The sequence below is a fragment of the Micromonospora sp. RTBAU3-60 genome (assembly GCF_054963695.1).
Window position 1 is genome coordinate 511,179 of sequence record NZ_JBUEGB010000001.1, and the last position, 14,352, is coordinate 525,530.

Consider the following 14,352-nt stretch of genomic DNA (forward strand, 5'->3'; position numbering starts at 1 on the left):
AAACGAAGAACGGCCCCGGCCCCAGGCGTGGCCGGGGCCGGGGCCGGGTCGGCAGGTCAGACGTTCGCCACCAGCAGCGCGGGCTGCTCGACGCAGTCCGCCACGTGCCGCAGGAAGCCGCCGGCCACGCCGCCGTCGCAGACCCGGTGGTCGAAGGTGAGGCTGAGCTGCGTCACCTTGCGGACCGCGAGCTGCCCGTCGACCACCCAGGGCTTGTCCACGATGCGGCCGACGCCCAGCAGCGCCGCCTCCGGGTGGTTGATGATCGGGGTGGAGCCGTCCACCCCGAACACCCCGTAGTTGTTCAGGGTGAAGGTGCCGCCGGTCAGCCGCGCGGGAGGCAGGGTACCGGCGCGGGCCGCCGCGGTGGTCTCCGCGAGGGCGGCGGCCAACTCCCGGGTGGTCAGCCGCTGGGCGTCGCGCAGCACCGGGACGACCAGGCCCCGGTCGGTCTGCGCGGCGATGCCCAGGTGCACCCCGGCCGACTGGATGATCCGCTGCCCCTCGGTGTCCACGTGCGCGTTGAGCTGCGGGTACTTTCGCAGACCACTCAGGCAGATCCGGGCCAGCAGCGCCAGGATGCTGACCGGCGCGTCCGGGGTGGCCGCGTTGATCGCGGCCCGGGTCGCCAGCAGCCCGGTCGCGTCCACGTCGACCCAGATGGTCACCTCGGGGATCTCCCGCCGACTGCGGGAGAGCTTGTCGGCGATGACCTTGCGGATGCCGGTCAGCGGGATGACCACGTCACCGTCCCCGCCGGGGGCGAGCCCGACGTGCGCGTCCGGCACGGCGGCCAGCCGGGGCGCCGGGGCGGCCGAGGCGGCCTCCACGTCGGCGCGGCGGATCACCCCGCCGGGGCCGGTGCCGCGCACCGACGCCAGGTCGACCCCGCGCTCCTTCGCCAGCCGCCGCACGATCGGGGAGATGACCAGCGCCGCCGTCCGCGGGGCCGGGCCCACGGCCACCCCGGCGCCGCCGCTCGCCGCGCCACCCGGGGCCGGGTCGGCCGCCGCCGGCCCGCCGGCCCGGTCCGCCGACCGGCCGGTCGGGGCCGGCGCGGCGGCCGGGGGCTCCGGGGCCAGCGCGAGCCGGGGGCGACGCCGCCGGCCGGAGCCGCCGTGCCCGGTGCCGTACCCGATCAGCACGTTGCCGGAGCCGGCCCGCTCCTCCTCGCGGTAGGTGGCGTGCCCGGCCGGCTCCGCGCTCCCGCCGCCGTCCAGCGGCGCGATGGTGATCAGCGGCTGGCCGACCGGCCGGACCTCACCCGCCGCGCCGTGCAGGGCCACGACCCGACCGGCGTACGGGCAGGGCACGTCGACGACCGCCTTGGCGGTCTCCACCTCGACCACGGACTGGTCCACGGCGACCACGTCGCCGACGGCGACCCGCCACTCGACGATCTCCGCCTCGCTGAGCCCCTCGCCCAGGTCCGGCAGGAGGAAGTCCAGAGTGCCCAGGGCGGTGCTCATGCCGCCACCCACCGGGCGTCGGGCTGGTCGTCCCACTGCAGGCGGGCCACGGTGTCCAGCACCCGGTCCACCGAGGGCAGGTGGGTGTGTTCCAGCATCGGCGCCGGGTACGGGATGTCCAGGCCGGACACCCGCAGCACCGGGGCGTGCAGGGCGTGGAAGCAGCGCTCCTGCACCCTGGCGGCGATCTCCGCGCCGACCCCGGCGAAGCCCTGCGCCTCCTGGATCACCACGCACCGGCCGGTCTTCCGCACCGACGCGGTGACCGTGGCGTCGTCGAACGGCACGATGGTGCGTACGTCGACGACCTCGAGGTCCCAGCCCTCCTCCCGGGCCGCCTCGGCCGCCTCCAGCGCGACCGGCACCGCCGGCCCATACGCCACCAGGGTGGCGTCGGTGCCCGCCCGGCGCACCACGGCCTTGCCGAACGGCGCGGTACGCGCCGGCAGCTCCGCCTCGGCGCTGGAGAAGTAGAGCTTCTTCGGCTCCATGAACACGACCGGGTCCGGGTCGTCGATCGCCTCGCGCAGCAGCGAGTACGCGTCCCCGACGGTGGCCGGGGTGACCACCTTCAGGCCCGGGGTGTGCGCGTAGTACGCCTCGGAGGAGTCGCAGTGGTGCTCCACCCCGCCGATCCCGCCGGCGTACGGCACCCGGATGACGATCGGCACGCTGAGCGCGCCACGGGTGCGGTTGCGCAGCTTTGCCACGTGCGAGGCGATCTGCTCGAACGCCGGGTACGCGAACGCGTCGAACTGCATCTCGACCACCGGCCGCAGCCCGGACATGGCCAGGCCGACGGCGAAGCCGACGATGCCGGCCTCCGCGAGCGGAGTGTCGAAGCAGCGCTTGTCGCCGAACCGGGCCTGCAGGCCGTCGGTGATCCGGAAGACGCCGCCCAGCTGCCCGACGTCCTCGCCGAAGACGACCACCCGCTCGTCGTCGAGCAGCGCGTCGGCGAGCGCGGCGTTGAGCGCCTTCGCCATGGTCATGGTGGCCATCAGGCGTCCCTCTCCTCGTCGCGGTCGGCGGCCAGCTCGGCGCGGACCTGCTCGCGCTGCTCGACCAGCTGCGGGGTCGGCTCCGCGTACACGTGGTCGAAGAGGCTGAGCGGGTCGACCGTCGGCTGGGCGTTCATCCGGTCGCGCAGCGCGGCGGCGTAGGCCTCGGCCTCGTCGGCGATCGCGGCGACCGCGGCGTCGTCCAGCTCGCGCCGGGCCCGCAGGTACGCCTCCAGCCGGGCGATCGGGTCGCGGTCCCGCCACGCCTCGACCTCCTCGGCGTCCCGGTAGCGGGTCTGGTCGTCGGCGTTGGTGTGCGGCTCCATCCGGTAGGTGTGCGCCTCGACCAGGAACGGCCCCTGGCCCGACCGGGCGTGCTCCACGGCGCGGGTGAGCACCGCGAGCACGGCCACCGGGTCGTTGCCGTCGACCTGCTCGCTGGGCACGCCGTAGCCGACGCCCTTGTACGCCAGGCTCGGCGCGGCGGTCTGCCGGGACAGCGGGACGCTGATCGCGTACTTGTTGTTCTGCAGGAAGTAGACGACCGGGGCCTTGAACACGGCGGCGAAGTTGACCCCCTCATGGAAGTCACCCTCGCTGGTCGCGCCGTCCCCGATGAAGGCCAGCGCCACGGTGTCCCGCCCCTGGTACGACTCGCCGTAGGCCAGGCCGGCGGCGTGCACGCACTGGGTGGCGAGCGGGGTGCACTGCGGCGCGGTGTGCCGGGCGGCCGGGTCGTACCCGCAGTGCCAGTCGCCGCGCAGCAGGGTGAGCACCTCGACCGGGTCGATGCCCCGGGCGGTCAGCGCCATCGACTCGCGGTAGGTCGGGAAGACCCAGTCGGTGTCGCGCAGCGCGAGGACCCCACCGACCTGGCACGCCTCCTGGCCCCGCGAGGACGGGTAGACGGCGAGGCGGCCCTGCTTGGTCAGCGCGGTGGCCTGCACGTCGAAGCGGCGGCCGACGACCATCCGCCGGTACATCTCGCGCAGCGCGTCGAGCGGCGGCTCGGGGTAGTCGTCCCGGGCCGGCAGCGGGGTGCCGTCCGGGTTGAGCAGCCGGACCGGTTCGGTACGCGGCAGCAGGCCGGCCGACGGGTCGGGGACGGAAGGGTTGGCCTTCCGGCGGGTGCGGGGGGATGCCCTGCGGACCGCCTGGGGTGTGGTCGTCACGGCGGGGACCTCCTGGACGTGTGGTGGACCTATGCTCACGCCGTCGGATGATTGACTCAAGTTGCCGGCTGAACGCGGGACGAATGGCATGAGTGGGAGCGGTTCATGAGCCAGGAGACCAGCCCGGTACCGGGCGTGGCGGGCGGAACGGGACGTTCGGCCGGGCCGCTCGACGAGGTGGACCGGCGGATCCTGCGCGAACTGGTCGACGACGGCCGGATCTCCATGCGTACGCTGGCCGAACGGGTGCACGTCTCGCGCACCAACGCGTACGCCCGGGTGGAGCGCCTGATCCGGGACGGGGTGATCACCGGGTTCCGGGCCCGGGTGGCGCCGGAGCCCGCCGGGCTGGGCACGTCGGCGTACATCGCGCTGACGATCGAGCAGAACACCTGGCGGGAGGTGTCCGAGGAACTGGCCCGGGTGCGCTACGTCGAGCACGTCGCACTGCTCAGCGGCGAGCACGACGTGCTGGCCCTGGTGCGGGCGCCGGACAACGCCACCCTGCGGGACGTGGTGCTGGAGCGGGTGCAGAGCATCGCCGGGGTGCTGTCGACGCGTACCTGGCTGGTCTTCGAGGAGTTCGACGGGGCGCAGAGCCCGTGGCAGCAGTAGCTGTCAGCGTTCCGGCGGCGCCTCCAGGCCCTCCCGGTCGGCCAACTCCAGCAGCGGCTCCAGGGAGAACCGGCGGTCGTCCAGGCCGGCGTGCGGGTCGCCCCGCTCGGCGAACCGGGCCGGCATGCTCACCACGTCGAAGTCCTCCGGCCGCGCGTCGTCCAGCTCCGACCAGTCGAGCGGGGCGGAGACCAGCGCCTGCGGGGTGGGCCGGATCGAGTACGCCGACGTGATGGTGTGGTCGCGGGCCATCTGGTTGTAGTCCACGAAGACCGGCCGGTCCCGCTGCTCCCGCCACCAGGTGGTGGTCACCAGGTCGGGCAGCCGGCGCTGCATCTCCCGGCCCAGCGCCAGCACCGCACGCCGGCACTCGCCGAAGCTCCACCGCGGCTCGATGGACAGGTAGACGTGGATGCCCCGACCACCGGTGGTCTTCGGGTAGCCGACCATCCCCAGCTCGTCGAGGAACGCGCGCACCTCGTGGGCGACCGGGACCACCTGGGCGAAGTCCACCCCCGGCATCGGGTCCAGGTCGATGCGGAGCTGGTCGGGGCGCTCCACGTCGCCGGCGGACACCGGCCACGGGTGGAAGCGCAGGGTGCCCAGGTTGACCGCCCAGATCACCACGGCCAGTTCGCTCGGGGCCACCTCGTCGGCGGTCCGGCCGCTGGGGAAGGTGATGTGCGCGGTGCGTACCCACTCGGGCGCCCCGGCCGGCAGCCGCTTCTGATAGAACGCGTCGCCCCGGTTGTCCTGCCGGGTGGCGATCTTCGCGCCCTCGAACACGCCGCGCGGCCACCGCTCCAGCATGGTGGGCCGGTCGCGCAGGGCACGCAGGATGCCGTCGCCGACGGCGAGGAAGTAGCGGACCACGTCGAGCTTGGTCAGCCCGCGCTCCGGGAAGTACGGCTTGTCGGGGCTGGAGACGCGGACCACCCGCTCGCCTACCCGGATCTCCTCGGCCGCCGTGGTCGCCACGCCTCACACGGTAGCGGGCGACGGGCCGCCACGGTCGCCCGCCGCGCAGCGGAGGGTCAGGAGACCAGCATGACGCCCACGACGACGAGCGGCAGCCCGACGAACAGGAAGATCCCGACGCCGGTCAGGACCCGGCCGCCGCCGCCCGTCTCCCGCTCGGGCGCGAGCCCGAAGGCCGCCCGGGCGCCGAGCATGCCCACCCGGCTGAGGGTCAGGTCGCCGGTGACCCCGAGCAACGCGCCGACGACGATCAGGGCGACGGCGAACCGGGAGACGAACTGACCGCCGGACACCGCGACCCAGACACCCGCGCCGGCCGCGACCACCACCAGCGCGATCACCAGCAGCACCAGGGCTTCCCGCAGACCCTTGAGGACCGTCATCGATGGCTCCATCCCGTCGTGTCGGACGGGACATTCTGTTCCATCGACGGGTCCGACCGCTGCCCCGTTCCGGGCAGCGGTCAGCCGGGCGGCACTGCCCGGGAAAGGGTCGCGGCTGCCGGGACCGGCGCGCGTCCCGGCCCCGGCCGCGCCGGTGCTCAGCGACCTTCCTGCTGCATCCGCGCCATGAGCATCTGCTTGCCCTGGTCACCGGCCTTGCGGTTGTTCTCCTGGATCTTGCGGAACCAGTTGGCGAGTTCCGTGTCGCCGCGCTGGTCCGCGTCGGCGATGTACGTGTCCATCCGGTAAATGTTCTCCAACGACATCTGCAGCGTGTGGATCAGGTCGTAGTTCTTGTCCCGCACCGGGCTCATCTGTTCCTTGGTCATGGTCGTGGCCACGACATACCTCCCCCATGTCTCGGCTTCCGGTAGCGCCAGCGCATACCCGCCCGCGACGGGTTCACGCCCCGCCGGTCCGGCGGACGCGCGGTTACCGCCCGGCGGCCCGGGTACCGGAGGCCGCATGGCGGAACTGGCGGCGTTGTGGATCGTGCGGCACGGCGAGAGCACGGCCAACGTCGCGGCGAGCCGGGCGGAGGCGGCCGGGGCCGAACTGATCGGACTCACCCACGAGCGCGACGCGGACGTGCCGCTGTCGCCGACCGGGCAGGAGCAGTCCCGGGCCACCGGACGCTGGCTCGCCGGGCTGCCCGAGGCGCACCGCCCGGACCTGGCCGTGGTGTCGCCGTACCTGCGGGCGGTGCAGACGGCCGACCTGGCGCTGGCCGGCACGGGCATCCCGGTCAGCCGGGACGAGCGGTTGCGCGACCGGGAGCAGGGCGTCCTCGACGGGCTGACCGAGCACGGGGTGCGGCAGCGGTTCCCCATGGAGGCGGAACGCCGGACCCGGCTCGGCAAGTTCTACTACCGGCCGCCCGGCGGCGAGTCCTGGCCCGACGTGGCGCTGCGGCTGCGCGCGCTCCTCGGCGACCTGCGCCGCGACCACGAGGGCCGCCGGGTGCTGCTGTTCGGCCACGACGCCCTGGTCTTCGTGCTCCGCTACCTGGTGGAGGGGCTCACCGAGGGCGAACTGCTGGCGCTGACCCGGGCACACTCGATCGCCAACTGCTCGGTCACCGGCTGGTCGGTCGGCCCCGCCGGCCGGCTCGCCCTGGACATGTTCAACGACGTCACCCACCTGTCCGAGGAAGGGGCCCCGCGAACCCGGGAGGACGAGGTCCATGCCGAGCCGGCGTGACGTCATCACCCCCGCCTTGCTGCGGGTCTGCGCGCTGAGCATTCAGGTCCCGCACACCCCGGCGACCGTCTGAACTGACATCTGCTGCGAGTCCCCGCCACGTGGTCGTGGGCCGGCTCCCCAAGGAGCCGGCCCACGACCTCAGGTTTCGTGGACAGGCGTCAGCTCTTCGTCACCCCCTGCACATCAACCCGCTTGTCCGCTCGCGATGCCATCGGTTGCCGCACCTCGACAGTGACGTTGTACTCGCCGATCATGGGCACCTGGGTAACAGCCTGATACGTGCCGGGCCGGCCGGCCACCTCGGCCATCACAACCGGACCCTTCTTGTGGGACAGCGGCATGGCCACCATGTCGGTGTAGGCGAACACCTGCCCCTTCGTGATCGGGTCGTAGGAGCCGGGTGCGCTGACCTTGGCTTCGATCCGCACCTGCAGGTCGCCGATGTGCTGGGCCGTCACATCGATCGACGCCGCCGGCTGCTCCTGGCCTGCCGCCGGCTGGCCGGCCCCCTTCTTCTCGGCTTGCCCCGTCGACGCGCCCGTTACGGCGGTCGGTCGAGTGAGCAGAAATCCCAACGCTCCGATCATCAGCGCGACGGTCATCCCCAGACAGATGCCGAGGATCATGCCTTGGCGGAACGGACTCGGGCCCCGGTGCCGCTTGCTCCGGCCGCGGCCGGCCGGTCTTCTGACCGGCCCTCGCGACGGCGGCCTGCCCAACATCTCATCGGGCAGCCTGAGTTTGCTGGTCACCGTCGCCTCCCTCGGCGTCCGCGGCGGCTGGCCGGTGCCGGTGTACCGAGCCAGGCCAGGGACTGCGGGGTGGTTCCGCTGGCACTCCCTGACGGCCCGAGCGGATGATCGGCAAGTTGGATCAGATTGGACTGCGCTGTGGCATGCACCCGGAACAGCCCCCATTGCCCCCCGGTCATGTGACGAGCGAGGGTGTTGGTGTGGTAGAGGTAGTCGCCCGCCGCAGCGCGGCGGCCCCCAGCCCCGCCGGTGACGGCCGGGTCGAGGACGATGTCGTAGACCACCCCTGGGTTGAACTGGCCCTGGCTCGCGGCGATCTGGGACTGCGGGTCGTTCGGCGAACGCCGCCAGGTGTGGTCGTGCAGGCTGAAGCTCGTCGAACGCGGGTCACCCACGGCCTGCCCGACCCGGAAGACGGTCTTGTCACCGGCATACGACTGGAACAGCGGTGTCGACGGATCGCCGTGTATCGCTGAGCTGAAGATGTTGGTGATGTTCTGGTCCGTCGCGTACCGGTGCGACCAGGGTTCGTTGCGATAGTTCACCGAGAACTCGCCCTGGTCCTCGGGGTCGTCGGCCTCCCGACTCGGCGGGGTGACCAGATCGAAGTTGTCCGGCACCGGCGGGTCGTCTGCGGTGTTGCCGTTCGTGTCCTTCCGGAACAGCGCCAGATCGCTGTTGAGCAGGACGATGTTCTCCCGGAAGTCCGGTTGAGTGGGGTGGGTTATGACGGCGCTCGTGCCACTGGTGAGGGCGCGACCATCGACCGGGTTGACCCAGTTCGACCCGGCGGGTTCGATGACCAGCGCGCCGTACAGGCCGTGGTGCAGGTGGTTCTGGACGTCCGCGCCGTCGCGCAGCAGGGCCATTCCGGTGACATTCGTCGGAATCTTCCAGCGGTACACCGTGCTCGCCCCGGGTGCCACCGCGACCGGAGGCGTCGATTCCACGAATTGCGCGGTGATGGAGGCCTTCGCGCTGACCGGGAACGGCTGGAAGCCGGGCACGTTGTGTTCGTTCTTCGGTGGCTGGTCTATGCAGGCTGGATAACTCAGCACCCCGCGCTTGAACCCGAGTTGCCCCGGTTCGATCGCCTCGTGGCAGTGCGGGACCATCTTGGCCGGGTCGAGCTTGTTCGTGAACGTGACGGCGATGCAGTCACCGGCGTTCGCCCTGATCACCAACGGCTCGGGCGGCTTCTTGCCGGTCCGGATCGCGTTCTCGTCGGCCGCCAGCGCGTACATCAGGCCGTTGGGGTCGTGGTCACCGGCGTTGTTGTAGGTGACGTCCTTGTTGATCGCCACGATGCTGAAGGACCGGTCCGCTCCCGTCGTGCAGGTCTCGGCGGCTGAACTCGCGTTTTCCGACGCCTCGGCCCTGGCCGCGCCCGAGGGCAGGACGTCCCCGCCGATACAGTGGTCAGCCGGGTAATCGGGCAGTGTGCGGACCGACGGCGGCGGCCCGAACTCGGGGTTCGAACAGGAGTACAGGCGCACCTTGCCCCAGGCGCCGAGGAAAAAGTCGTCGGCGCCGCCGAGGTAGTACTCGAAGTCCTGCGTCATCACATGCTGGGTCAGGGGCGGGAACTGGTCCAGTGGCATCGCTAGCTCGAAGTACTCCAGGATGCCGATGTGCTGCGCCTGCACGACGTTCGACTCAGGGTCCTTGGGTTCGAACTTCCAGCGGAAGCGCTCGAGGTTGAAGCCGTGCGACTCCTCCTGTGACAACTGGAAAATCTGGAACTTCACCGGATCCCCGCCGTACGCATGCAACAGCGGTGTGAACGGATCGCCGTGGACCGATGAGTTGAACAGGTCCGCCGGGTCGGCGTTCCTGCGCGCCTCGAACGGCTCGAGGCGGTAGTTGATCCCCATGACGCCCTGGTCATCAGTGCTGGACGGGAACTTGGGCGGGTGCACCGGCACGCCGTCGTTGGTGACGAAGGCGTCGTCGTTGCTGGTGTTCGGGTCGCCCGGCTGGAAGACCGGCACGTGGTCCTCTATGAAGAGCGAGAAGTTGCGGTAATCCTTGCCGTCGGTCTGCTGGCCGGCGTAGTCGGTCGTGGGTGTGCAGTGCAGGTCGAAGATCGTCCCGATTGGTGAATCGGGCCGAGGGTTCGGAGACGGCACGCATCCAGCCGGGTGGATGGTCGAACCACCGAAGAGCCCGTTGTCCTGATGGACGTTGGGGAAGAAGTGGTCGTGGAAGGAGTTGGTGCTCGTGTTCTCGTGGACGAAGTCGCGGTAGGTGATGGTCTGGTCGATGTCGGCGCCCTGGTCGTAGTTCCAGCCGTTGGCCGCCCCGTCGGACGACAGCACGTCGAACTGGACCATGTGCTGGTGCAGGCCGACCTCGTTCGTCTCCTGAGCGCGGTCGAAGACATTGCCGCCGAACTGCCGGGGCAACTCGTTGGTCAGCTTGTAGACGACGCAGTCCCCGACGTTCAGGATCGGCGCGAAGGGCTCCGGTTTTCGCCCGTCCCGCACCGCCTGTTTGTCCGACTGCAGCACGTAGACCCGGGACTGCGGATTCGTCCATTTCAGCTCGGGGTTGTACTCCTGACTGATCTCGATCGCGGCCACCTCGTACGTCTTTGTCGGGCGACCGGCGGGACAGGGATCCTGGAAGTAGCCTCCGGGCACCTTGGCCCCCGGGTCCGCCGCGGCCTGCTCCAACGCCGTCGGCGGGAAGACGCCGGCTTCGCTGCGCTCGGGCACTCCGAGCGGCGGTTTCGGAGCCTTGAATCCGAATTTGCCGGGTACGAACAGCGGGAAGCCAGGCGTCCCCGTCGTTGGCGAAGGCGGCGGGTTCACCCCGTCCACGTCCTTCTGATAGTCGAAGTCGGCCAGTGGTTCAAGTGCCGGGATGGGCGTCCCGTCCGGGTTCCACCGGCTCCCATCCTCGAACTTGTCGAGAGTGCGGTTGAGCCCCCACATGCCGGTGGCGAAGTGCGGGTAGAGGTGGCAGTGGAAGATGATGTCGCCGAAGGTGGCCGGCTTGTCCCGGTGTGCCGATCCGGCGCCGCCCTGGACGACCAGACCGTAGTGGCTGCCGGGCGACACCGCCTGCACGTCGAGGACGTTGGTGGTCGTCGTCCGGTGGGTGGGCTTGCTGATCTGATCCAACCCACCCTCGTCAGCCGGGTCGAACATCCAGCGGTTCACGTGCCAGTGGAACGTGTGGGTCTCCAACTCGGCCGGGTGCAGCAGCCGGACCTGCGTCGGCTCACCGCGGTAGTTGGCGAACACCAGGTCGCCGCCGCCGGGATCGCCGTACGCCCACGAGGAGAGGGCTGTCTCCTCTCCGATGCAGCGCTCCGCGTCGTACTCCTGGGCCGCGCGGGTGGCGGCCGGACAGCCCACCTCTTCCCGGTTGAATCCGGGTTCGGAGCGGTAGTTGAAGGCGAACCATTCCAGCTTGACCGGCACCTCGCCTTGGACGAGGGCATCCGCGTCACCGCCGCCGAGGCCCGGCAGCGTCCCCTCGGTCAGCAGCTCCAGTTGGGCAGCCGTCGGCTGCACGCACTCGTTGCCACCCTGTTCGCCGCTCGATTCGCTGCGGCAGAAGCGGGTCAGGATGCCCGGCTCCGCCTCCACCTCGTCGTGCATGAACAGCACGTTCTCCCGGAAGTCGGAGCCGTCCGGCCGCTGCACGACGGCCCGCGTGCCCGACGAGAGCGGCTCGCCCGTGCGGGAGTCCACCCAGGTTGCGCCGGGCGGCTCAACGATGATGGCGCCGAACGCTCCAAAGGAGTGCGAGCCGATGAAGCGGACCTTGCCGGTGCTGTCGACCGGGCGGGTCTGCTGGGACGAGAAGTCCGCTCCGTCCTTGAACTGGAACTCACCCTCCACCTGAGCGAACAACCGGTAGGTGATGGTCTGGCCGGGGCGGGCGGTGGAGTCGGGGTTGTAGCCGGCGATGGTGCCGTCCGAGCCCTTGACGTCGTAGTCAAGCCCGTCGAAGTGCATCGAAGCGTTCGGCGCCACGGTGCGGTCAAAGTCGTTGTCGGGAACCGTGAGCGCGGGGGCGAACTCGCGGGGCGCCGTGGTGACCGTGCCCGGAGCGCGCACAGTCTCCCCAGGCAGTGTGAAGATCGCATTGTCGCGTACCTGCCGGGTGAGGGACGGCGCCTCTTCGTTGAGGCGGTTCGTGAACTGCACCTCGACGCAGTCGCCCCGATTGACACGCAACGTCAGGGGCTCGATCAGGTCGTTCTCGTCCGCCTTGGCGGGGTTGGCGGCATTGGCGAAGCCGCTCCGGACCTTTTCGATGTTCTCATCGAGCACGTACATGCGGCCTTCCGGCACCACGTCCCCGAAGCGGTTGAGGAAGATCGGCAGATTGATGAGCGAGACTGTGAAGCGTTTCGGTGTTTGACCTGCGGAACACGGATCACTGGATGAGGCGGCCGGCTGCGGTCCGGGCAGCTGAGCGGCGGTTGCCTGGCTCACCATCCAGATCGCTCCGGCAGCGAGCGCCATCCACAGCCCCGCCCCGAGGGCCAGCGCGAGCTTGACCGGCCACGACGGATTGCGCCGGGCCCGCATGAGCACGAGCGCGACGACGGCCAGGATGACGAGGATGGGAGTGAGGTCGGCATACGGTGCGGCCATGCATCCTCCTGGTGTGACCAAGACGGTCGGGCCCAGGGACGCGCGACGAACCTGATGCAGCCATGACGCGCGACAGTTACGCTGCGCGACCCCCCCGAGGCCGGTCTGTAATACAGACGACAATCATCGTCTTCGAACCAGTGAAATGTGTCAATGATTTTCAGCGGGAATACGGCCGGTTGGAACATGCTGCCGTGGCATCGGCAGAGAGACCGACCGACCCAGTCAACTGACCGGGGGTTTGACCACCGTCTGACGGTTGTTGTTCGTCCGTTCGGGTGTGTGTAACACCACACCCACTCCCTACGCTGAACCGTCGAAGGCGAGCAGCCTGCTCGTTTTCCGCCGGCCCCTCCCCTCCAGGGAGTGCGGTACGGCTGGATCGGCCCCCTGGGAGTCTGTGTGAAGAACCTCCGTCGCAAGACACTGGCCGCCGCGTCCGCGGTGACGCTCGGCGTCGGCCTCGCCCTCACCGGCGGGCTGGCACCGGCGGCGGCCACCGGACCGGACACCACGTTCCTGGTCCTCGCCCCGCAGGGCGCCAAGACCGACAAGGCCGCCGCCCGCGTGGCGGCCGCCAAGGGCACCGTGGTGGCCAGCTACGACCAGATCGGCGTGCTCGTCGTCCGCTCGACCAACCCGAACTTCGCCACCCAGGTGGCGGGCGCGGGCGTCGAGTCGGTCGCGTCCACCGCCGGCCTGGGCACCGCCCTCGAAGAGGGCGAGACCGTCGAGGTCTCCGCGGCCGACGTCGCCAACGCCACCGGCGACCCGACCAAGGAGCCCATGTACGGCCAGCAGTGGGACATGGACATGATCCACGTTCCGCAGGCCCACGCGGTCAACAACGGCAGCTCGAATGTCGTGGTCGGTGTACTGGACAGCGGCATTTCCAGCAGCCACCCCGACCTGGCCAGCCAGATCGCCAAGGACAAGAGCGTGTCCTGCATCGGCGGTGTCACCGACACCACCGAGGCGGCCTGGAACCCGACCAACTCCGACCACGGCACGCACGTGGCCGGCACCATCGCCGCCGCCGTCAACGGCGTCGGCGTGACCGGCATCGCGCCGGGGGTGAAGGTGGCGGCGGTCAAGGTCGTCGACAACGGCGGCTCCATCTTCCCGGAGGCTGCGGTCTGCGGGTTCATGTGGGCCGCCGAGCACGGGATGCAGCTGACCAACAACAGCTACTTCATCGACCCGTGGGAGTTGAACTGCCGCAACGACGCGCGCCAGCGTCCGGTGTGGCAGGCGGTGCAGCGGGCCATTCGTTACTCGCAGTCCAAGGGCGTGCTCAACATCGCGTCCGCGGGCAACTCGAACTACGACCTGGCCCACAAGAACACCGACTACGACAGCCCGAACAACCTGCCGGAGGGCCAGGAGCCCACGCCTCGCGTGGATCTCAACAGCGCCTGCCTCGACCTGCCGGCCGAGGCGCCGGGTGTGGTCACCGTCTCCGCGGTGGGCCCGACCGGGCAGAAGAGCTACTACTCCTCGTACGGTCAGGGGGTCATCGACGTGACGGCCCCGGGTGGTGACAGCCGGTTCCGCACGAAGGGCGCCGGCCCGACCACCGCGGACCAGATCCTGTCGACCACCTTCAACACCCGCACCCGGACCGACGGGTGGGGGTACAAGCAGGGCACCTCGATGTCCGGCCCGCACGCCACCGGTGTCGCGGCGCTGGCGCTGTCGGCGCACCCGGGGATGACCCCGGGCCAGCTGTCGGCGTTCCTGGAGCGTACGTCGGTGGCGCAGTCCTGCCCGGCCGGCGTCTACGACCCGGTGCCGAACTGGCCGGTGCCGGTTCCGCCGGCCACGCTGCCGCACAACATCGGCCCGTCGTACTGCTCCGGCGGTGAGCGGAACGGGTTCTACGGTGCCGGCATGGTCGACGCGTTCAACGTTGTCAAGTAACACCCGCACCACCAGCGACGGGGTCCGGCGTTCCGACGCCGGGCCCCGTCCTGCTGTTTGCGCTGCTCGACGCCCGGGTACGGCTGGCGGCATCAGCCGACTAAAGGACGTCGCCCGGTGCCTACGCCGACCATAGGTGATCAAAGTCCGTGGCGCCCAGGCCCGCCTTGATCCGCGGGGCTAGCC

The 14,352-nt window shown here is 70.6% G+C and carries 11 protein-coding genes; 3 read left to right on the plus strand and 8 right to left on the minus strand.

The window, feature by feature from the left end:
- Positions 1-56: 56 nt before the first annotated feature.
- Genes ACY34I_RS02115 through pdhA form a run of 3 tightly spaced genes read right to left on the minus strand, consistent with a single transcriptional unit; the run spans position 57 to position 3,675 of the window.
- Positions 57-1,469, minus strand: coding sequence for a dihydrolipoamide acetyltransferase family protein (locus tag ACY34I_RS02115; protein ID WP_462751899.1), 1,413 nt, complete (start codon positions 1,467-1,469; stop codon positions 57-59).
- On the minus strand, positions 1,466-2,470 hold the full coding sequence (locus ACY34I_RS02120; protein WP_462751901.1) for an alpha-ketoacid dehydrogenase subunit beta: 1,005 nt from the start codon (positions 2,468-2,470) through the stop codon (positions 1,466-1,468). Before ACY34I_RS02120 ends, ACY34I_RS02115 begins: the two co-directional genes overlap by 4 nt.
- The gene (pdhA, locus tag ACY34I_RS02125; RefSeq protein WP_462751934.1) at positions 2,470-3,675 is read right to left on the minus strand and encodes a pyruvate dehydrogenase (acetyl-transferring) E1 component subunit alpha; all 1,206 of its coding nucleotides are present in this window, start codon (positions 3,673-3,675) and stop codon (positions 2,470-2,472) included. The genes ACY34I_RS02120 and pdhA overlap by 1 nt, the downstream gene beginning before the upstream one ends.
- Positions 3,676-3,747: 72 nt before the next feature.
- Here pdhA and ACY34I_RS02130 point away from each other — a divergent pair, with 72 nt between their 5' ends.
- A complete protein-coding gene (locus ACY34I_RS02130; protein ID WP_462751903.1) occupies positions 3,748-4,257 on the plus strand; it encodes an Lrp/AsnC family transcriptional regulator in 510 nt (169 codons plus the stop codon).
- Positions 4,258-4,260: 3 nt separating this feature from the next.
- On the opposite strand, the gene ACY34I_RS02135 is transcribed toward ACY34I_RS02130, so the two are convergent.
- The 3 genes from ACY34I_RS02135 to ACY34I_RS02145 form a co-directional block, all read right to left on the minus strand.
- Positions 4,261-5,235 carry a DNA polymerase domain-containing protein gene (locus ACY34I_RS02135; RefSeq protein WP_462751905.1) on the minus strand — a complete coding sequence of 325 codons (975 nt, stop codon included), beginning with the start codon at positions 5,233-5,235 and terminating at the stop codon, positions 4,261-4,263.
- A gap of 56 nt (positions 5,236-5,291) precedes the next feature.
- The gene (locus tag ACY34I_RS02140) at positions 5,292-5,618 is read right to left on the minus strand and encodes a hypothetical protein (protein ID WP_462751907.1); all 327 of its coding nucleotides are present in this window, start codon (positions 5,616-5,618) and stop codon (positions 5,292-5,294) included.
- Between the two features lie 158 nt (positions 5,619-5,776).
- Positions 5,777-6,019, minus strand: a complete 243-nt coding sequence (locus tag ACY34I_RS02145; protein WP_255472206.1) for a hypothetical protein — start codon at positions 6,017-6,019, stop codon at positions 5,777-5,779.
- Positions 6,020-6,143: 124 nt separating this feature from the next.
- Between ACY34I_RS02145 and ACY34I_RS02150 the strand changes: the two genes are divergently transcribed.
- Complete coding sequence (locus tag ACY34I_RS02150; protein WP_462751909.1) at positions 6,144-6,878, plus strand: histidine phosphatase family protein; 735 nt, start codon at positions 6,144-6,146, stop codon at positions 6,876-6,878.
- 161 nt (positions 6,879-7,039) lie between these two features.
- Here the strand turns inward: ACY34I_RS02150 and ACY34I_RS02155 are convergent, their stop codons facing one another.
- Together ACY34I_RS02155 and ACY34I_RS02160 are read right to left on the minus strand one after the other, a co-directional pair.
- Positions 7,040-7,633, minus strand: coding sequence for a hypothetical protein (locus ACY34I_RS02155; RefSeq protein WP_462751911.1), 594 nt, complete (start codon positions 7,631-7,633; stop codon positions 7,040-7,042).
- Positions 7,630-12,369, minus strand: a complete 4,740-nt coding sequence (locus ACY34I_RS02160; RefSeq protein ID WP_462751913.1) for a hypothetical protein — start codon at positions 12,367-12,369, stop codon at positions 7,630-7,632. Before ACY34I_RS02160 ends, ACY34I_RS02155 begins: the two co-directional genes overlap by 4 nt.
- 279 nt (positions 12,370-12,648) lie before the next feature.
- Between ACY34I_RS02160 and ACY34I_RS02165 the strand changes: the two genes are divergently transcribed.
- On the plus strand, positions 12,649-14,166 hold the full coding sequence (locus ACY34I_RS02165) for a S8 family peptidase (protein WP_462751915.1): 1,518 nt from the start codon (positions 12,649-12,651) through the stop codon (positions 14,164-14,166).
- Positions 14,167-14,352: the final 186 nt, after the last annotated feature.